The 19522-nt window shown below is 63.5% G+C and carries 21 protein-coding genes; 14 read left to right on the forward strand and 7 right to left on the reverse strand.

Features of this window, described 5'->3' with window-relative positions; translation table 11 throughout:
* Positions 1-12: 12 nt before the first annotated feature.
* Positions 13-978 carry a helix-turn-helix domain-containing protein gene (locus AB0N72_RS19740; RefSeq protein ID WP_363934765.1) on the reverse strand — a complete coding sequence of 322 codons (966 nt, stop codon included), beginning with the start codon at positions 976-978 and terminating at the stop codon, positions 13-15.
* A 287-nt stretch (positions 979-1265) separates the two neighbouring features.
* Here AB0N72_RS19740 and AB0N72_RS19745 point away from each other — a divergent pair, with 287 nt between their 5' ends.
* The 7 genes from AB0N72_RS19745 (at position 1266) to AB0N72_RS19775 (ending at position 9523) form a co-directional block, all read left to right on the forward strand.
* Positions 1266-1424, forward strand: a complete 159-nt coding sequence (locus AB0N72_RS19745) for a hypothetical protein (RefSeq protein ID WP_363934763.1) — start codon at positions 1266-1268, stop codon at positions 1422-1424.
* A 117-nt stretch (positions 1425-1541) separates the two neighbouring features.
* Positions 1542-2330 carry an SDR family oxidoreductase gene (locus AB0N72_RS19750; protein ID WP_363934761.1) on the forward strand — a complete coding sequence of 263 codons (789 nt, stop codon included), beginning with the start codon at positions 1542-1544 and terminating at the stop codon, positions 2328-2330.
* 34 nt (positions 2331-2364) lie between these two features.
* Complete coding sequence (locus AB0N72_RS19755) at positions 2365-3606, forward strand: styrene monooxygenase/indole monooxygenase family protein (protein ID WP_363934760.1); 1242 nt, start codon at positions 2365-2367, stop codon at positions 3604-3606.
* A 52-nt stretch (positions 3607-3658) separates the two neighbouring features.
* Complete coding sequence (locus AB0N72_RS19760; protein WP_363934758.1) at positions 3659-5407, forward strand: flavin reductase; 1749 nt, start codon at positions 3659-3661, stop codon at positions 5405-5407.
* Between the two features lie 15 nt (positions 5408-5422).
* Positions 5423-7051 (forward strand): NAD(P)/FAD-dependent oxidoreductase, encoded by a 1629-nt coding sequence (locus AB0N72_RS19765; protein WP_363934756.1) that lies wholly within the window; start codon positions 5423-5425, stop codon positions 7049-7051.
* 7 nt (positions 7052-7058) lie between these two features.
* Positions 7059-7850 (forward strand): cyclase family protein, encoded by a 792-nt coding sequence (locus AB0N72_RS19770; protein ID WP_363934754.1) that lies wholly within the window; start codon positions 7059-7061, stop codon positions 7848-7850.
* A complete protein-coding gene (locus tag AB0N72_RS19775) occupies positions 7847-9523 on the forward strand; it encodes a thiamine pyrophosphate-binding protein (protein WP_363934752.1) in 1677 nt (558 codons plus the stop codon). The genes AB0N72_RS19770 and AB0N72_RS19775 overlap by 4 nt, the downstream gene beginning before the upstream one ends.
* Before the next feature lie 80 nt (positions 9524-9603).
* Here the strand turns inward: AB0N72_RS19775 and AB0N72_RS19780 are convergent, their stop codons facing one another.
* Positions 9604-10035: a universal stress protein gene (locus tag AB0N72_RS19780; protein ID WP_363934751.1), complete on the reverse strand. Its 432-nt coding sequence runs from the start codon at positions 10033-10035 to the stop codon at positions 9604-9606.
* A 159-nt stretch (positions 10036-10194) separates the two neighbouring features.
* On the opposite strand from AB0N72_RS19780, the gene AB0N72_RS19785 reads away from it, so the two are divergent.
* Positions 10195-11001: an SDR family oxidoreductase gene (locus AB0N72_RS19785; RefSeq protein ID WP_363934750.1), complete on the forward strand. Its 807-nt coding sequence runs from the start codon at positions 10195-10197 to the stop codon at positions 10999-11001.
* 107 nt (positions 11002-11108) lie between these two features.
* On the forward strand, positions 11109-11318 hold the full coding sequence (locus tag AB0N72_RS19790) for a dodecin (RefSeq protein ID WP_011773002.1): 210 nt from the start codon (positions 11109-11111) through the stop codon (positions 11316-11318).
* Between the two features lie 54 nt (positions 11319-11372).
* Here the strand turns inward: AB0N72_RS19790 and AB0N72_RS19795 are convergent, their stop codons facing one another.
* Positions 11373-12257: a helix-turn-helix transcriptional regulator gene (locus tag AB0N72_RS19795; RefSeq protein WP_363934749.1), complete on the reverse strand. Its 885-nt coding sequence runs from the start codon at positions 12255-12257 to the stop codon at positions 11373-11375.
* Positions 12258-12474: 217 nt separating this feature from the next.
* Between AB0N72_RS19795 and AB0N72_RS19800 the strand changes: the two genes are divergently transcribed.
* From AB0N72_RS19800 to AB0N72_RS19820, 5 genes are read left to right on the forward strand one after another with little or no spacing between them, the layout of a single operon-like run.
* The gene (locus AB0N72_RS19800) at positions 12475-13296 is read left to right on the forward strand and encodes an aldo/keto reductase (protein ID WP_363934748.1); all 822 of its coding nucleotides are present in this window, start codon (positions 12475-12477) and stop codon (positions 13294-13296) included.
* A gap of 33 nt (positions 13297-13329) precedes the next feature.
* On the forward strand, positions 13330-14301 hold the full coding sequence (locus tag AB0N72_RS19805) for an aldo/keto reductase (protein ID WP_363934746.1): 972 nt from the start codon (positions 13330-13332) through the stop codon (positions 14299-14301).
* Positions 14298-15323: an NAD-dependent epimerase/dehydratase family protein gene (locus AB0N72_RS19810; protein ID WP_363934744.1), complete on the forward strand. Its 1026-nt coding sequence runs from the start codon at positions 14298-14300 to the stop codon at positions 15321-15323. The genes AB0N72_RS19805 and AB0N72_RS19810 overlap by 4 nt, the downstream gene beginning before the upstream one ends.
* Entirely contained in the window at positions 15320-16150 is an 831-nt protein-coding gene (locus tag AB0N72_RS19815) for an aldo/keto reductase (protein ID WP_363934742.1), read from the forward strand. The genes AB0N72_RS19810 and AB0N72_RS19815 overlap by 4 nt, the downstream gene beginning before the upstream one ends.
* Before the next feature lie 11 nt (positions 16151-16161).
* Positions 16162-17196 carry a beta-propeller fold lactonase family protein gene (locus AB0N72_RS19820; RefSeq protein WP_363934741.1) on the forward strand — a complete coding sequence of 345 codons (1035 nt, stop codon included), beginning with the start codon at positions 16162-16164 and terminating at the stop codon, positions 17194-17196.
* A gap of 73 nt (positions 17197-17269) precedes the next feature.
* Here AB0N72_RS19820 and AB0N72_RS19825 read toward each other — a convergent pair whose 3' ends face one another.
* The 4 genes from AB0N72_RS19825 to AB0N72_RS19840 form a co-directional block, all read right to left on the reverse strand.
* Entirely contained in the window at positions 17270-17500 is a 231-nt protein-coding gene (locus tag AB0N72_RS19825) for a hypothetical protein (RefSeq protein WP_363934739.1), read from the reverse strand.
* Entirely contained in the window at positions 17497-17694 is a 198-nt protein-coding gene (locus AB0N72_RS19830; RefSeq protein ID WP_363934737.1) for a hypothetical protein, read from the reverse strand. Before AB0N72_RS19830 ends, AB0N72_RS19825 begins: the two co-directional genes overlap by 4 nt.
* 216 nt (positions 17695-17910) lie before the next feature.
* Positions 17911-18912 carry a hypothetical protein gene (locus AB0N72_RS19835; RefSeq protein ID WP_363934735.1) on the reverse strand — a complete coding sequence of 334 codons (1002 nt, stop codon included), beginning with the start codon at positions 18910-18912 and terminating at the stop codon, positions 17911-17913.
* 50 nt (positions 18913-18962) lie between these two features.
* Positions 18963-19472, reverse strand: a complete 510-nt coding sequence (locus tag AB0N72_RS19840; protein ID WP_363934733.1) for a sigma-70 family RNA polymerase sigma factor — start codon at positions 19470-19472, stop codon at positions 18963-18965.
* Positions 19473-19522: the final 50 nt, after the last annotated feature.

The following is a 19522-nucleotide window of genomic DNA, read 5'->3' on the forward strand; positions in this document are numbered from 1 at the left end:
GCCTCTTAGGGCTCAGCGGCGCAGGCTCTCCGACGGCAATTCGCCGAACGTCTTCAGGTAAAGCGCCGAGAACCGCCCTTGGTGCGTGAATCCGCACAACTCCGCAACCGCCGTCACGCTTTGCTCACGCGGACTCGCCTCCAGGAGCATTTCCCGGGCCCGGTCCAGGCGGATCGATCGCAGCAGGTCCGACGGCGTTGCTCCGGTTTCGGCCCGAAGGGCAGTCTGCAGGGTGCGCACCGACACCCCCAAACACTCCGCGATGTCCGGCACGCTGAGTTCCTCGAAGGCGTGCCGTTCCAGGAGTTCACGGCACTCGCGAACCAAGCGGCTTTCCTTGTCCCTGTCCGCCGACACCTCGGACGCAGGCTCCATGGCCATCAACAAGCGGGACACCATGCTGTCCGCCAGAAGCCCTTGCATGAACACCGGCGCAGCGGACTGCGGCTGGCTGATCATGTCGTCATGAAGTTCGACGACGGACCTCAGGAACGCGCGGCCAGCGGCGGTGGTGAGGTCCATGCCGTAGCCAAGATCAACGGCGCCATCGCCGTACAGCTGGGTGGAAATCCGCTCCAGGGCGGCCCTGCGGACATAGACGATCAGGTGGGGACTCCCGCCGTCCCAGCTCATGGAGAACGGCCGGTCGATCGGGGGAACCGTCGCAACCCTGGGGCTTGATTCCACGATGTCGGGGCCCACCTGCATGATGGCATGCCCGGCCAAGGGAATCTGCACCAGGTGGAAATCCTGCAGGCCTTCGGGATCAATCCGGACATCGGAGCCGTAATCCAGGAACTCGATGCCGACGTCGGCCCTGTGCAGGGAGCGCAATTTCATGTCCACGGACGATGTTCTTGTCCGGGGCGCCAGCTCATGCCCGCAGAACAGCTCGGCGACCTTGGCGTGTGCTTCGTCCACGTCGGTTGTGGCTGTGGTGGGCCGCCCACGCAGGACGTCCCGGGGAAGAATCCGCACTATTATCACCTGCTTTGCATGGGTTTTCGCAGCTTTTCGCCTTTCGGATGATCCCCGCGCCATCTGGATATTCCGTGGTGAAGCGGCTGTCTAGAGTCGCTCTTGGGACAAGTATGACGCAGCTCACAGGACCATAACAGTGCGGAAGCGGGGTGAGGACAAGTGAAGAACATCAAGCTCGTGCATGACCGCCGGGATGAGTGGGTCCGGACCCATCCGAAACCAGCTCCCCGACCCACCAAATGACCTCCAGCCAACCGGCAGGACCAATCGTTAAGGACAAGCCAATGCTCCCCGTATTTCAATTCTTCTTTCACCTGCTCCACCTTCAGCACGCGGGATTTCCGGCGTGGGAGCTGGAAATGCGGGCCGCCGACCTCCGGCTGACCTCAGCACCCTGGATGGGCTGGCACGAAGAAGTGGATGACCCTTCGCTTTTCGGATAAGCCCTGCGCTTTGTGGATATTGGGCACCGCATCCGAATCCCTAGAGTCGCTTCAGAACGAATATGACGCACGTCATAATCACGCAACATCACCATCCGCAGTTGAAAGGGTTTAGCCATGTCAGGACTTCACGGCAGGACAGCAATCGTTACCGGCGGCGCAACCAAAGTAGGCCAGGGCGTGGTTACCGCCCTTCGGGACGCCGGCGCCACGGTGGTAGTTGCGGACATAGCCCCCGACGGCGGTTCCATCACCGCCGGGATGGGCGAACGCGTGACGTTCTCCCACACGGACATCACCGACGACAACGCCGTGAACGCGCTGGTCAGTGAAACCGTGGCCCGGCACGGCGGCCTGGACATCCTGGTCAATCTCGCCTGCACGTACAACGACGACGGCGCAGGCTCCGGACGGAAAGACTGGCTGGACGCCCTCAACGTCAACCTGGTCAGCGCAGTGGTGGTGGGCAACGCAGCCCGTCCCCACCTCAAAGCCTCCGGCCACGGCGCCATCATCAACTTCACGTCGATCTCCAGCTCCGTGGCCCAAACGGGGCGCTGGCTCTACCCGGCCAGCAAAGCAGCCCTTGTGCAGGTCACCCGCAGCATGGCCGTGGACTTCGCAGCGGATGGCATCCGGGTCAATTCAGTCAGCCCCGGTTGGGTGTGGAGCAACATCATGGACTCCCTGACCAACGGGAGCCTGGAAAAAACCGATGAAGTGGCCGCTCCCTTCCATGCACTCAAGAGGGTTGGCCGTCCGCATGAGGTGGGTGACGTCGTCGCGTTCCTTGCCGGCGACCAGGCAAGTTTCGTAACGGGCGCCGACTGGGCCGTAGATGGCGGCTATTCGGCAATGGGCCCGGAGCGGGCCGATGAGACCATCCCGCTGCTCGCAGCCAACTAAGTCACAGCAACCAGACCAAAGAGAAGAGACCATCATGACGCAACGCCACATCACCATCGTGGGAGCCGGACAATCCGGCCTCCAATTGGGAATCGGCCTGCTCGACGCCGGCTACCAGGTCACCACCATCTCCAATCGCACGCCGGAGGAAATTGCTGCGGGCAAAGTCGCCTCCAGCCAATGCATCTTCCACAACGCCCTGGAACACGAGCGCGCCCTGGGGCTGGATTTCTGGCCGGATGCCCCCACGGTGGACGGGATCTCGTTCACCATTCCGCACCCCGAACTGCCCGGCGAGAAGGCCATCAGCTGGGCATCGCGCCTGGACCACCACGCCAAGTCCATAGACCAGCGCGTCAAGTTCCCCAGATTCATGGAGGAGTTCACTGCGCGCGGGGGTGAGCTGGTCTTTGAGGATGCAGGCGTTGATGAGCTGGAGAAGTACACCCGGAGCTCCGACCTCGTGATTGTCGCGGCCGGCAAGGGCGAGATCGCGCAATTGTTTACCCGCGACGCCGGGCGCAGCACCTATGACGTCCCGCAGCGCGCACTCGCCCTGACCTATGTGAACGGCCTGACACCGCGGGAAGAATACTCTGCGGTGTCCTTCAACCTCATTCCCGGCGTCGGCGAGTACTTCGTCTTCCCGGCGCTCACCACAACCGGCCCTTGCGAAATCATGGTGTTCGAGGGCGTGCCCGGCGGTCCCATGGATTCCTGGAAGGGCCTGTCCCCCGAGGAACACCTGGAGAACTCCAGGAACCTCCTCAAGACCTTCCTGCCGTGGGAAGCCGAACGGGCCAAGGACGCGGAGCTTACCGACCCCAATGGTGTCCTGCAGGGCCGCTTCGCCCCCACCGTCCGGCACCCGATCGCCACGCTGCCGAGCGGGGCGCAGGTACTGGGCCTGGCCGACGTCGTGGTGTTGAACGACCCCATCACCGGCCAGGGTTCCAACAACGCCAGCAAATGCGCGGCGTCGTATCTGGACAGCATCATCCAGCACGGCGACCAGCGCTACGACGCAGGATTCATGCAGGCCACGTTCGAGCGCTATTGGGATTACGCACAGCACGTCGCACAGTGGACAAATGCCCTGCTGGCCCCGCCGCCGCCCCACGTCCTTGAGCTCCTGGGCGCGGCAAACAGCGAGCCGGACATCGCCCGCAGGTTTGCGAACGGCTTCAACCACCCACCGGAATTCCAGGAATGGTTCATGTACCCGGACAAGGCGGCCGACTACTTGGCCAGCCTCTCTGCCGCCAAGGTTTCCTAGCCCTGGTTCCCAACCGCGCTTTATGGCACAGCCCTGCTAAAAGGACTCAAACATGCGAAAAATAGCAATCATCGGGGCCGGCGAATCCGGCGCCCAACTAGCCTTGGGCCTGCAACGGGAGGGGTACCCGGTAACGCTGTTCTCGGACCGTTCAGCAGCCCGGATCCGCGCCGGCAAAGTAATGTCCAGCCAGTGCATGTTCTCCACGGCACTGGACGCCGAAGCGCAAATGGGCACGGCCCTCACCGAATACTACGAATCCGGTTCAGTCCCCGCCATCACCTCCATCCGGCTCCGCGTGGACGCCGAACAACCGATCGAATGGGAAGCCCCTTTGGACGGCCCCGCCCGCTCCATCGACCAGCGGATCAAGAGCGCCCTGTGGATCGAGGCCTTCGTTGCTGCCGGGGGTGACTTCCGCATCGAGAAGGTCACCCCGCGCATGCTCGAGGAACTCGCCCGGGACTACGAGCTCGTCATTGTGAGCACAGGAAAAGGGGAAATCGGCGGGATCTTCCCCCGGGACAAAGCCAAGTCCCCCTTCGACCGCCCGCAGCGCGTCCTGGCGCTGAACTATGTGAAGCCCGACGCCGGGGCTGCCGCCGGCGGTGTGGGGGACGGCGCTGCAGGCGACGCCATCCGCATGTCCATGGCCCCCGGCGTCGGCGAATTCTTCACGTTCCCGGGCCTCACAGTATCCGGCCCGTGCCGCATGATGGTGTTCGAAGGCGTGGTGGGCGGCCCCATGGACCGCTGGACCGACGTCGGGAGTCCCGAAGAGCAGCTCGAACGCTCCTTGGAGATCCTGCGCGAGCATTTCCCGCACGAAGCAGGGAACTTCGCCGGAGCGGAACTGACCGACGACGGAGCCACGCTGATGGGGCGCATCACGCCGACGGTGAGGTCCGCCGTTGCGGAACTCGGAACCGGGAAACTGGTGTTCGGCCTGGGCGATGCCGTGGTCCTCAACGATCCCCTCACCGGGCAGGGCTCCAACAATGCAACCCTGGCCGCCAAGTACTACCTTGACTCGATTGTCCGACGCGGCCACCTACCGTTCGACCGCCAGTGGATGGAGCGGACCTTCGATGAATTCTGGCGCGGATGGGGGCAATGGGCCGTCGAGTGGACCAACGACCTCCTGAAGCCGCGCAGGGACCACCAAAAGACGCTGCTCAGCGAAGCCGCTGAACATCCCGCGCTGGCAGCAAGCATCGTGAACGGTTTCGACGACCCGCGGACCTCCTACCCATGGTGGTTCGACTCCACTGCAGCAGTAGATTTCATGCAGGCCAGGAAAGAGGAAGACACGTCCACTTTCGACGTCCGTGACTTCCGGAGCGCCTTGGGGCAGTTCGCCACCGGCGTCACTGTGGTCACCACTGTCTCGGCGGACGGCAGGAAAGTGGGCATGACTGCGAACTCGTTCACATCGGTGTCCATGGAGCCGCCACTGGTGCTGTGGTGCCCGAGCAAGCACGCACCCAGCCTGGGCGACTTCGAGGAAGCCACGCACTTCGCCATCAACATCCTGGCGAGCGACCAGCACGTCCTGTCCCGGCAGTTCGCCACGCCCGCAACGGACAAGTTCGCCGGCGCGGACACCATCGAAGGCATCGCCGGCGTGCCCCTGCTGAACGGCGCCGTGGCCACATTCCAGTGCCGGACCATCTCGCGACATGACGCCGGGGATCATGTCATCTACGTGGGTGAAGTGGAAAGCTACAAACACGACGGCGGCGCTCCCCTGGTGTTCCACGGCGGCAAGTACCACGCCACCGCCAGCCATCCTGATTTCTGAGAGGAACTGCCCTGCATGGACTCCTTTGACGTCGCAATCATCGGTTCCGGCATCAACTCCCTGGTTGCCGCGGCCGAACTCGCCCTGGACGGAAAGCGGGTATGCGTTATCGAGCGCGCAGACCGGCTGGGCGGCTTCATCCATTCCTCCGAACGGACCCTGCCGGGATTCATCCATGACACCTTCTCTTCCTGGCATCCGCTGTTCGTGTCCGGAGGCGCGTACGGGGTGCTGGGCAAGGAACTGCATGCCCGGGGACTGGAGTACTGCAATACCTCCGGTCCTGTGACGGCGGCCGTTGCGCTGGATCCTGCCACGGGAGAACAACGGGTGGTCATTGCGCATCGTGATCCAAAGGAAACAGCGTCCGCATTCAAGGAACCCGGAGACCACGCTGCCTACCTGGCCATGCTGGATGATCTTGGCCGTAACGCGGACATCGTATTTGGCGCCTTCGGGGCCGAACTCCGTTCCTTTCCGGACGTTGCGAAGATTGCCTTCGGGGCCATCCGCAAGGGTGGCCTGGCGGCGAAGGAAGCTTTCGTCCGGGACTCGGTGATGAGCGGCCGCAACTATCTCCGCAGCCGCTTTGATGGCTGGGAAGCTGACCAGTTGTGGTCGCCTTGGCTCCTGCATGCGGGCCTTGGCCCCGACCAGGCCACGGGTGGGGTGATGCTGCCGGTCTTGGCAATGAGCATGCACGGCTTCGGGCTCCCCGTGGTTAAGGGCGGCGCCTCCCGCTTTGTCGCGGCCTTTGAATCCTTGCTGCGGGATAACGGTGTCCGGATCATGTTGGGTGCGGAGGCCGAAGAGATCCTGGTGTCGTCCGGTTCCGTGAAGGGTGTCCGGACTTCACAGGGGATTGTCCCGGCGGAAACAGTGTTGGCCAACGTTTCACCCCAGGCCCTGTACACCCGGTTGCTTCCGGATGCTCCCGCGGGCCTGGCCGATGCAGCGCGCAGGTACCAGAACGGCCGCGGTGCCATGCAGATCCACCTCGCCCTGGACAAGCCCGTGGAGTGGCTTGACCCCAGGCTGAACGATGTCCCGCTGATCCACATCGGCAACGGTTCGGACAGCACGGCAATTGCCTGCGCCCAGGCCGAGGCCGGACTGCTCCCCGCCGAACCAACGGTGGTGGTGGGACAGCAATACGTGCTGGATCCGTCGCGCGCGCCGGAGGGCAAAGCCACACTCTGGCTGCAGTTGCAGGAGGTCCCATTTGCGCCTGTGGGCGACGCCGCGGGCAACCTGGACGTAGCCAGTGGCTGGACCGGGGAACTGAAGCAGGGCTACCTGGAAAGGGTCCTGGCCCGGCTGGAACTGTTCGCTCCCGGGACCCGCGCAAGCGTTCTCGCCTCCGACATCCTGGCTCCGACGGATCTGTCCTCGGCCAACCCCAACGCTGTGCACGGCGATCCGTACGGGGGCACGGCTGAGCTCTTCCAAAACCTGCTGTGGCGGCCCTTCCCGGAGGCTGCCGGACACCGCACCGCTATTCGGGGCCTTTGGCACATCGGAGCTTCCACCCACCCGGGCCCCGGCCTTTCCGGAGGGTCCGGACACTTGGTGGCGCAGAGGCTGGCCCCCAAACCGTCAAAATTTTCCCGTATTCAAGCAGCACTGAAACCACGTAAGCGATAGGAGAACAATGTCTGTTCTGGCCGGGCTCACTGCAGCCCTTTCGAATGGTTCGGTGGAGATCATCGACCTCACTACTCCCCTGAGTTCTGAAACCCCCATCCTGAACTTGCCGCAGCCTTTCGCGAACACGGTTGGCTTGTCGGTGTCCCCGGTGAGCAATTTCGACGACGCCGGCCCGGCCTGGGCGTGGAACGACGTCACGGTCGGTGAGCACGCCGGGACGCACCTGGACGCCCCGGTCCACTGGATTACGGGCAAGGATGGCAAGTCCGTGGACAGGATTGAACCGCACCGGTTGGTGGGGCCGGTGGTGGTGATCGATAAAACGGCAGAGGCCGCGGCAGACCCGGACTTCCTGCTGGAACCGGAGCATTTTGAGCAGTGGCAATCCGAGCATGGTGCGTTTCCGGAGAATTGCTGGGTGGTTTTCCGGACTGGTTGGGCGGCCCGTGGCGCTGACGCGGCGGCTTTCGTCAACGCGGACGACGCCGGTCCCCACACTCCCGGCGTCTCTGCCGCTGGTGCCAAATGGTTGGCCGGTAACGACTCGATCAGCGGTTTCGGCGTGGAAACGGTGGGCATCGACGCTGGCCAGGCCGGCGGGCTCGACCCGATGTTCCCGATGCATTCCTTCCTGCTGGGAGCGGACAAGTACGGGGTGACATCGCTGCGGAACGTGGACCGGCTCCCGGTCACAGGCGCTACGTTGGTGGTGGCGCCGCTGCCGATCGTGGGCGGTACGGGCAGCCCCAGCCGTGTGTACGCGCTGGTGGAAAAGGGCGCGGTGGGGGGCGCATGAGCGGGGACGTACGGGTTTCAACCCTGGTGGGCAGGACCCTGGCGAAACTCGGCGTCGGGCATGTCTTCGGGGTGGTCGGTTCCGGGAATTTCGATGTCACCAGCACCCTGATGGCTGAAGGTGTCCCGTTCACCGCGGCCCGGCATGAAGGTGGCGCGGCGACCATGGCCGATGCTTACGGGCGGATGTCCGGGAAGATCGGCGTGGTCACCACCCACCAGGGGTGCGGGCTGAGCAACGCCATCACCGGAATCGGGGAGGCGGCGAAGAGCCGGACCCCCATGATCGTGCTCACCGCCGACACCCAGGCCGCCGCCACCCGGTCCAACTTCAAGATCGACCAGGACGCCCTGGCCCGCAGCGTCGGAGCGGTCGCAGAACGGATCCACTCCCCCGCAACCGCGGTCGCCGATACCGTCCGGGCCTACCGGACGGCCCTGAATGAACGCCGTACAGTGGTCGTGAGCCTGCCGCTGGACATCCAAGCCGGAACCGCCGCAGACGAGGTGGGCTCCGTCGTCGTGCCTGAACCGCTGAAGGTCCGCCCGGACACTGCCGGCGTGCAGCAATTGGTGGCCCTGATCGCCGCCGCGGAACGGCCGGTGTTCGTTGCCGGACGCGGCGGACGCGGAGCCCGGGACGAAATCCTGGCTCTGGCCCGGCATGCGGGCGCGCTGGTCGCGACGTCGGCGGTGGCGAGCGGGCTGTTCAACGGCGACCCGCACAACCTCGGGATCTCCGGCGGCTTCTCATCGCCGCTGACCGCAGAACTGATCAGCGGCGCTGACCTCATTGTGGGGTGGGGGTGCGCCCTGAACATGTGGACAATGCGGCACGGCAGGTTGATTTCGGCCGGCACCCAGGTGGTCCAGGTCGACGTCGAAGATTCCTCGCTGGGTGCCAACCGGCCCATCACGCTCGGGGTGCTGGGCGATTCGGCGCTGACCGCGGCTGATGCCTTGTCGTGGCTGGCGGAGGTACAGCCTGAACCGGCGGAGAAATACCGTACCGAATCCATTGCCTTGGCCATCAAGGAACGGTCGCGATGGCGGGACGTCGAAACGGAGGACCTGTCCACCGAAGCCTCCATTGACCCGCGGGTCCTGACCCGTGAGCTGGACACCCTGCTGCCGGCGGAACGGATCGTATCCGTCGATTCCGGCAACTTCATGGGCTACCCCAGCCAATACCTTGCCGTGCCCGACGAATACGGGTTCTGCTTCACCCAAGCCTTCCAAGCCATCGGGCTGGGCCTCTACACGGCGATCGGCGCGGCGGTGGCGCAACCGCACCGGCTCCCGGTGCTCGGCGCGGGCGACGGCGGCTTCCTCATGGGCATCAGCGAACTCGAAACCGCGGTCCGCATGAAGCTGCCACTGCTGTGCATCGTCTACAACGACGCCGCCTACGGAGCCGAAGTCCACCACTTCGCCGGCGGGCACCCGGACGCGGACCTCGCCAGCGTAGTCTTCCCGGACACCGACATCGCCGCGATCGCCCGCGGGTTCGGAGCAGAAGGCGTGACGGTCCGAACCATAGCCGACCTGGCCGCCGTCGAGCCCTGGCTAACCGCCTACCGCGCCGGAACACAAACCAAACCACTGGTCATCGACGCGAAAATAGCCTCCGACGGCGGATCGTGGTGGCTGGCCGAAGCGTTCCAGGGCCACTAACGCCCGGGGCCGCCCAACTGAGTCGCAGTTAAGGGCGTTTTGAGCGGTCAAAACGCCCTTAACTGCGACCTACATGGGTGTTACGCGTCGACTTCGGTGTTCACGATGTAAACGTCGCACGGAGCGCCGTGTGCCACGCTGTTGGCGATGCTGCCGAGGACACGGCCCAGGCCCTTCATACGCTTGTTGCCCACAACGATCAGGGAGGCGTTGTTGGTCTCGGCGTAGTTGATCAGGGCGGTTGCAGGGTTGCCGCGGGCAGCGAAGTACTTGATGTTGCCGGCCGGAACGTCGAGCTCTTCGGAGACCTTGCGGGCCACGTATTCGGCGGAGTCGGCTGAAGAGACCGTGATGCGGTCGCTGCCGCTGCCGAATTCCTCGATCCGGTCATCCGAGAAGCCACTGATGACGTGCAGTTCGGCGCCCAGGGCGGTGGCGAGCTTCGCTGCCGCCACTGCTGCACGTTTGGCCGTTTCACTGTTGTCGACGCCGACGACAATAACTTCTGACATGAGTACTCCTGGTTGTGGGTTTCGCTGGATGCTGCTGCAAGAAAATCTACACGCCCTCCCCACCCGCCGGGATGACCTTTTGCGCGGGGAGTGTTTACCGCCGAGGCCAGAGGGTAGGGATACATCATCGGATCCATCACATCAGTGAAAGGCAGGACCATGAGCGACGCACCATTTGCCCCGCAGACCGCCATCGTCACAGGCTCGGATTCAGGGATCGGGCGGGCCACTGCGGTGGCCTTGGCCAAGGGCGGCATGGATGTTGGAATCACCTGGCATTCGGACCAGCAGGGCGCCGAGGAGACTGCCGAAGAGGTCCGCGGCTTGGGCCGCAAGGCAATAGTCCACCAGCTGGATACCAAGGACGCCCGCGGAACGGCTGCCGCGGTGGACAGCCTCGCGGAAGAACTTGGCGGCGTGGATGTCTTCGTCAACAATTCCGGAACCGGTGATGGCACCAAGTTCCTGGACTTGGACTATGAAACCTGGATGTCCACGCTGGACACCAACCTCAACGGCGCCTTCGTTGCCATGCAGACGGCGGCCAAGCGCATGGTCAAGGCGGGCAAGGGTGGCCGCATCATTGCCGTCACCAGTGTCCACGAGTTCCAGCCACGCGTTGGTGCCTCGGCCTACGATGCTTCCAAGCACGGACTCGGCGGCCTTATCAAGACCATGGCCTTGGAACTGGCGGAGCACGGAATCACCGCCAACAACGTGGCTCCGGGCGAAATCGCCACGCCCATGACGGGCCAGGAAGACGAAGACGCGACAGCAAAAGAACGCCCCGGAGTGCCTCTCGGACGGCCCGGGGATGCCCGCGAAATCGCCGCCGTCATCGCGTTCCTGGCATCGCCGGCCGCCAGCTACGTCAACGGCGCTTCATGGCCGGTGGATGGCGGAATGCTGCAGATGGGACCTCAAGCAGGCTCGCACATCACCAGCAACGACTGGCGCGAAAGCTAAGCCCCAGGACCTCTGGCCGCACGGAGTTCCGTGGGCTAGTCTGCATGGACGGCCTGCCCTGCGGGCCTGATTTTCCAAAGATTCGCAAGACGTTGATGAGGAGCACCATGGCTGGCCACACATATAGCGTTTCCGAAATTGTAGGAACTTCCACAGAGGGCGTGGACGACGCCATCAAGAACGGCATCGCGACGGCGTCCCAAACACTGCGGAACCTCGATTGGTTCGAGGTCAAGGAAATCCGCGGGCACCTGGAGGACGGCGCGGTTGCCGACTGGCAGGTCACCATCAAGCTCGGCTTCCGGCTGGAGCGCTGACTCCCCTTCCAACGAGTTGACAGTTAATGCCAATGTTTCAGGCCGACATTGGCATTAACTGTCATCCCGGCGGGCAGGTTCGGGCACGGGCGACTCAGCTTGGGTGCCCACGTCACCGATGTTCAACAGCGTCAAAGCGTCCGACGACGGCGAACCGGCCTTGGCGGAATAGATCCTCAGGAGCTGGTCGGGGTCGTCCGGGAGACTCAGCGTCTCAAAGTTCAGTTCCAGGTCGCCCACCACGGGGTGGTGCAGCCTGACGGTACCTGCGGCGCGCGTGGCTACCCTGTGCCCGGCCCACCACTGACGGAACTGCTCACTGTGGACGGCGAGCTCACCTACAAGCTGGTTGGTCTGGGGATCGTTGGGGTGGCGGCCGACGTCCATGCGCAGCGCACCCACGGCTTCGGCGGCAACGGTCTTCCAGTCGCGGAACAATGCCCCGGCGGCAGGATCCAGAATGAGCCACCGCGTGAGGTTGCGTTCAGCGGCCGGCAGCAAGGTGAAATCCGTGAACAAAAGATGGGCCATGCGGTTTCCGGCCAGGACATCGGCACGCCGGCCTAGGACCATTGCAGGGACATCCCCCACCGCTTCCAGCAACTGCCGCAGAGCAGGACGGACCTTTTGGACGGGGCCGGGGTTGCCCGCGGAACTGGCGCAATGCTCCAGCAGGTCCATCATGTGTGCTTGTTCCCCCGGATCCAGCCGCAGCGCCCGTGCCACCGAGTCAAGGACCGCCTTGGAGGGGTGGATGTTGCGGCCCTGTTCCAGGCGGGTGTAGTAGTCCGTGCTCACTCCGGAGAGCCGGGCCACCTCTTCGCGGCGGAGTCCGGGCACTCTGCGGGAACCGCTGGACTCTTGAGCCCCGGCGTCCTCGGGCTGGAGGCGGGCACGCATGACTTTGAGGAATTTACCGAACTCGGCGCTTTGACCCATCCGTCCATTCTGCCGTTCAGGATGTGTGAAAGGCCACTGTTGTGGGTAGGACTACCAGACCTAGGAAAAACAGGATCAGGCTGTACTGCTGACTCAGGCACCAAAACTGAATAGGCTCATTACAGAGCCTCCGAAAACGCTTTCTGGTAACCGTTCCACGGTTGCAGCACCAAACCGGAGCGCCACGGCCATAACCATCCCGTCGAAGGAGACCGTCATGCCAGAGCTGACACTGAACAACGGCGTCACCATCCCGCAGCTGGGATTTGGTGTCTTCCAAGTACCCGCCGACGAAACGCAGAAGGTGGTGGAGGACGCCCTGGAAGCGGGGTACCGCCACATCGACACCGCAGCCGCCTACCGGAACGAGGCCGGAGTCGGCGCCGCCATCAACGCCTCAGGCATTCCCCGTGAAGAAATCTTCGTCACCACCAAGCTCCGCAATGGCGAGCAAGGCGAGGCCTATGACGCCTTCCAGCGAAGCCGCGACGCCCTGGGCCTGGAGGTAGTGGACCTCTACCTGATCCACTGGCCCGTCCCGTCGCAAGGCCTGTTCACCCAGGCTTGGAAGGAGATGGAGAAGCTTTACCAGGACAAGCAGATCCGGGCCATCGGCATTTCCAACTTCCTGTCCGACCACGTGGACACGCTCCTCAGGGAAGCGGATGTGGTTCCTGCGGTGAACCAGATCGAGCTCCACCCCACGTACCAGCAGGGCGAGCTGGCCAACAAGTGCCGCGACCTCAGTATCGCGGTGGAGGCGTACAGCCCGCTGGGACAGGGCAAGGACCTGAACGCCGAGCAGGTGGCATTGATCGCCGCAGCACATGGGACTACTCCTGCACAGGTCATCCTTGCCTGGCACCTCGCACAGGGAACCATCGTGATCCCCAAGTCCGCGGATTCCTCCCGGATGCGCGAGAACTTCGGCGCGGCAGATCTGACCCTCACTGAATCCGAACTCGCCGCCATCACCGCCCTTGAGGCGGGCGCGCGCATCGGCTCCGATCCCGCCGTCGCCGCTTTTACCCAGCTCTAAGACCACCAGCCGAACACAAAGGACCTCCCCGACATGCAGTACACCCACTTGGGCCGTTCCGGCCTGAAAGTCTCACGCCTCTGCCTTGGAACCATGAACTTCGGCCCCCAAACCGACGAGGCAACCGCCCATTCGATCATGGATTCCGCCTTGGACGCGGGCATCAACTTCTTCGACACCGCCAACGTCTATGGCGGCGTGGAGCATCGTGGCTGGACCGAGGAAATCATCGGCCGTTGGTTCGCCAAGGGCGGCGAGCGCCGCGAACGGACCGTGCTCGCCACCAAGCTTTACGGCACCATGACCGAGCGGCCCAATGAATCCAAGTTGTCCGCGCTGAACATCCGGCGCGCACTGGACGCCAGCCTCAAGCGGCTGCAGACGGATTACATCGACATCTACCAGTTCCACCACATTGATCGGGAAACTCCGTGGGATGAGATCTGGCAGGCGATCGAGGTCGCAGTCCAGCAGGGAAAGATCCTCTACTCGGGCAGCAGCAACTTCGCGGGGTGGCACATCGCCCAGGCGCAGGAAGCAGCACGCCGGCGGAACTACACAGGCCTGGTGAGCGAGCAGTCCATCTACAACCTCTTCAAGCGGGAGCTGGAGCTGGAGGTCATCCCGGCAGCCCAGCAGTACGGCCTCGGCCTGATTCCGTGGTCGCCGTTGCAGGGTGGCCTGTTGGGCGGCGTGCTCAAGAAGGAGGAGCAGGGCGTCCGGCGGACTGAAGGCCGGGCACTCGAGACCCTCAAGAAGCACGAGGACCAGATCCGCCGGTACGAGGATTTCGCTGACGAATTGGGACAGAAGCCTGGCGACGTGGCGTTGGCTTGGCTCCTGCATCAGCCCGCCGTGACTGCCCCCATTGTTGGCCCGCGGACGCAGGAGCAGCTGGATGCAGCCATCCGCGCCTTGGACGTTTCCTTGGATGAGGACGCCCTCAAGCGGCTGGATGACATCTTCCCGGGCCACCGCCCAGCCCCCGAAGACTACGCCTGGTGAGCAGCCTCCTGCCCCAAGCGGACACGGTCTCGCCGCGGAACATCCTGTTCATCGGCGGGACCGGGGTCATCAGCGCGGCGGCGGCTGAACGCGTCGTCGCACTGGGCCACCGGCTGACCATCCTCAACAGGGGACGGTCAGCCGGTCGGCCGGTTCCCGACGGTGCCGAAGTACTGCACGCGGACGTCAGGGACCCGGATGCCGTGCGTGGGGCTCTTCAGGGACGGGAGTTCGACGCCGTTGCGGACTTCATCTCCTTCACGCCGGATCACGCGCGGGCCGGGTTGGAAATGTTCCGCGGGCGGACCGGCCAGTACGTTTTCATCAGTTCCGCTTCGGCGTACCAAAAGCCGCCGACCACGCTGCCCATCCGGGAATCGACACCGCTGAAAAACCCTTTCTGGAAGTACTCCCAAGACAAGATTGCCTGCGAGGAGTTATTGTTCGAGGCTTACCGCGAACAGGACTTCCCGCTGACCGTGGTGCGGCCTTCCCACACCTATGACAGGACCAAGATCGCCATGGTGGGTGGGTGGACTGACATCCACAGGATGCGCTCCGGAATGCCGGTCATGGTCCACGGGGACGGGACCTCCCTTTGGACGCTGACCCACAGCCGTGATTTTGCCAAGGCTTTTGCAGGCCTTCTGGGCCGGCCGCAAGCCATAGGCGAGAGCTACACCATTACCTCTGACGAGTTCTTGCCCTGGAACCAGATCTACCGCCTGTTTGCGCGGGCGGCGGGAGTGGACGAGCCGGAGTTGTTCCATGTTTCCTCCGAAACCATCGCGGCCCACAGCCCGGAGTTGGGCCCCAACCTGTTGGGCGATCGCTCGCACTCCGTAGTGTTTGATAATTCCAAGATCAAGGCACTCGTTCCCGATTACCGGGCAACCATCCCCTTTGCCGATGGTGCACGGGAGATCGTTCAATGGCATGACCAGCACCCCGGGCTCCAGGTGGTGGGTGAGGACTACATGGAGCTGAGCGATCGGCTTTACGAAAGGAATGTGCGCCCATGAAACCTGCCCCAGTTATCGAACTCAATGACGGCAATACGATCCCGCAACTAGGCCTCGGCACGTGGCCTTTGAACGATGCCCAGGTTGCCGACGCCGTGGTGGAGGCTGTCTCTTGCGGCTACAGGCACATTGATACAGCGGTGAAGTACGGCAACGAAAAAGGCGTAGGCCAAGGGATCGCTGCGTGCGGGGTGGACCGCGCGGAACTCTTCATCACTACCAAGCTGGACGGCGCATTCCAGGGTTCCGGCAAGGCCGTGGACGGATTGAACGGATCGCTGGAACGCCTGGGGCTGGAGTATGTTGACCTTCTCTTGATCCACTGGCCCCTTCCGCGCCGCGGCGAGTTCGTTTCCACCTGGAAAACGTTTGAGGAACTTCAGGTTTCAGGCAAAGTGCGTTCCATTGGGGTGTCCAACTTCAAGCCGGCCCATCTGGATCAGCTGTTCCGGGAGACGCAGGTAGTGCCTGCGGTGAACCAGATCCAAGTCAGCCCTTCGATCCCGCGTCCGGCGGCGCGCGCGTATAACGAGCGGCATGGCATCGTCACTGAGTCCTATAGCCCGTTGGGCGCCAGCAGCGACTTGTTGAACGCCCCGGTTTTGGCTTCCGTCGGCGAAAAGTACGGGAAGACGCCAGGCCAGGTGGTGCTCCGCTGGCATGTCCAGCAAGGACTTGTTGCGATCCCGAAGACGGCCAACCCCCAGCGCATGCGGGAGAACCTGGACGTCTTCGACTTCGAACTGGACCAGGACGACCTCAGCAAACTGCAAACACTCGACGCCGGACCGGACGCCGGCGTCGACTCCGACGTTCAGGGACACTAGGGAGGACTGATATGGAAACCGTTATCTGGACCGGATCCTATACGGCTGACCGGAATGCCAAAGGCAAGGGAATCGGGGCAATCTCCGCCGATTCCGAGGGAAAGCTCACGTCCCTGGGACTCGCCGTTGCAGCCGACTCGCCGTCGTTCCTGGCGCTGCACCCCATTCTCCCGGTGCTCTACGCCGTGGCCGAGGAAGCCGGGCACGTGCAGGCTTACCGGCGCACCGGCGGATCCACACTGGAGGCCTTTGGTGAACCATGGCCCACCGGAGAAGCGACCTGCCATGTGGCCGCTGATCCGCAGGGCCGTTTCCTTGTGGTCACCTGCTGGGGCGACGGCCAGGTGATCCTTTTTGAACTTGACGACGACGGCGCCATCACCTCGCGCGCCAGTGCGGCAGCCGCCGTCGATCCTCACACTGCGACGTCCGCGGACGATGCGCGGCCCAGCCGGGCGCATTCGAGCCTGATGCTTCCTGACGGTCGGGTGATGACCACTGACTTGGGACATGACTTGGTTCGCGTGTGGCAGTACGTGCCCGGCGAGGGCCTGCAGCCGGACCACCAAGTGATCCTGCCCATGGGCTCGGGTCCGCGCCACATGGCCCGCCACCAGGGCGGGACGGTCTTCGTGGACACCGAGTACTCCGTCGAAGTGGCAGCGGTCCGCATGGAACCGGACGGTACTTACGAACTGAAATCCATGGTCCCGGCGAGTGCCACAGGGGCCAAGGACGGCGACGCCGGGGCGGAGATTGCGTTGTCTCCGGATGGCCGCTTCGCCTACGTGGGCGTGCGGGGAACCAACCGCATCTGCGTGCTGGAAGTTTCCGGAGACGGCACCGGAGTTGAGCCGGTCGGCGAGGTTCCGTGCGGCGGCGAGTGGCCACGCCACCACCTGGTCCGTGAAGGCTGGCTGTACGTGGCCAACGAAGGCTCCGACGACGTCGTGAGCTTCAGGCTGGACCCGGAAACCGGGATGCCGGATGGTCCCGTGGCCCGCGTGGAGACAGGCTCACCGAGCATGTTGCTCGTGGCCAATTAGTTAACGCCGAGATGGCATTTAATGACAATGATCCGCTCAGACATTGTCATTATCTGCCATCTCGGCGAGCTTTTCAGGCGGCCCAGACCTCGACGTCGTCCGTGCCGCAAATGAGCTTGCGGCCGGTCGGTTCGAGGACTACCCACAGCAGTTCCTGGTGCTTGGAAACATCGTCCACGCGGCCAGTGCCGGCGCCCCACGCGACGTCGTAAATCCATACAGGATCACCGGTGCTCAGCTCGGCCCACTCCGAAGAGGGCACGTGGCGGTAGTCCGCGGGCCTGTTCAGGATGGAGCTGGTCATGCCGAAACGTCGACGGAAGTCCGCCGCCTCCACACCGTAGGGACGCCGTTGTGGGCCGGCAGCACGTGGCCTTCAGCGAAAACCTGGACAGCGTCCGGTTCACAATCCGGGCTCCACAGACCCGATGCCGGGCAGTGTGAACCGGTGGGCATGACGCGGGTGGCTCGTTCGCGCAGGAGGGCGATGCTCTTCATCGTTGAAACTCATCCTTGGTTGATTCGGGGGTGCTTTGTGAAGCAGATCTCTTCAACCCTATGTAAGCCAACCGAGCTTCGTTATGGACAGATGCACAGCGTTTTCCCCGGAAGCCATGCACGGGTACAGTGCCAACATGCCGCTAACCCAACTAGGTCGCAGATCAGGCCGTTCTGAGCGTTCAGAACGGCCTGATCTGCGACCTACTTGGGTGATTACTTGTAGCTCAAGCTCAGCAGCAGGGCCTTCAGCTGGGCGTACTGGGTAGTGCCCATCCAAGCCTTTGCAGCTTCGGGGGTAGCGAAGGTGGGCTGCTTCGACTGGTCAAAGAGCACGTAGGCGCTCATGATGCCGTTGGGAACCCTGACCTGGTTGGTTCCTGAGGAGCTGATTCCGGCCTTGAGTTCCGAGGAGACCCGCGCATCCATGACGTACGTCGGAGGACCTTCAACAGGACCCGTCCGGGGTGATGGCATTCCCTCGTAGGGGGGCCCTTCGTAGGGAATGTACTGCGGCTGGTACGACACGAAACCGAGCTCCACCAGCTCACCCGAATTGTCGCGGACGCCGGGTACCACGGCCCGATCGAAAATGGTTCGGTCCACCACTCCCCCGGTGCCGTCCCCATAGGTGCCGCTGTATATCACTGCAACCTCGGTGCCGGAACTGTCCAGTACCTTGGCGATGGTCGAGGTAGCCTCCTCCGCCTCGGTCGCGGATGGCCCCTGCTCGGTCCTGACACTCCAGCCAACAGGAAGAGTGAAAGACAAGTGCCCGTCGGGGAAGGTGAACTTTTGAGGGTTCGCCACAGGCGCCTGGGAGGGGGTGGTTGTTGGTGCAGCCGCCGGAGCAGTAGGAACTTCGGGCGGAGTAGTCACGGGCGCGGCAACCGTGGGCGCCGCCGACGGTGTCACCGAGGGCGTCGGGGTTGGTGTCGGTGTGGCGGATGCGCTGGGCGTCGGCGTTGCTTCAGGCGATGTCACCGTCACGGCCGGCGCCGGCGTTGAACTTACTGGACCAAAGTTGGCTGCCACGAGGACACCCGCAGTGACGGCAGCAGCGCCAAGCAACAGTCCGCCGGCAATCTGGAACTTCCGTTCCCTGCGCTTATCAAGGGAAGTCACCTTGGCCAGCGAATCCGCATCACTGAAGACCGTGGTCCCAGACAGGATCTTGTGGAGCGCCTCCTCACCGTTGGGTTCCGGAGCGTCATTCATATCCCACGGGTCAATTGCTGAAATTTGGTTCTTGATAGGATCCATGATCTTCAGGCCCCCAACTTCTGTGTAGTAAATTCCGCCGCCGCAGGCATCTGTTTGCGGAAGGCTGTGCGTGCGCGGTGCAGGCGAACTTTTGCCGCCGATTCGCTGCATTGAAGGACTCCGGCAATCTCAGCTGTGCTCAAGCCGTCCCAGTAGGCCAGCTGCAAAATATCGCGGTCCTTTTCCCGCATGCGCTCCATAGCATCCTGGACAGCGACGTTTTCGGAGTCGTCCCCAAAGCGCTGAACCGCCGTCGTACGCAGCTTCTCCTGCAGTGCGAGGCGCCTGTCACGGCTCCGGTATGCATTTCCCACCAGGTTGCGGGCAACTGTCAGAAGGTACGGGAGCTCCGGCGTGGAATCGTCGGTCCACTTTTGCCAGACAACCCGGAAAACATCCGCGGCAATCTCTTCGGCTACCTCCACCGACTCCACGCGTCGACGAACAAACTTGAATACGGCTGGATAGCTGTCTTTATGAATGGCGATGAACGCCAATTCGCGCTCGGAAAGCACGATTTTCCCCCTGAAATGTAGAGCCCGGACCTGCAGGATACTTGTATTGT

This window comes from Paenarthrobacter sp. NPDC089307 (assembly GCF_040685055.1).
Classification (GTDB): domain Bacteria; phylum Actinomycetota; class Actinomycetes; order Actinomycetales; family Micrococcaceae; genus Arthrobacter.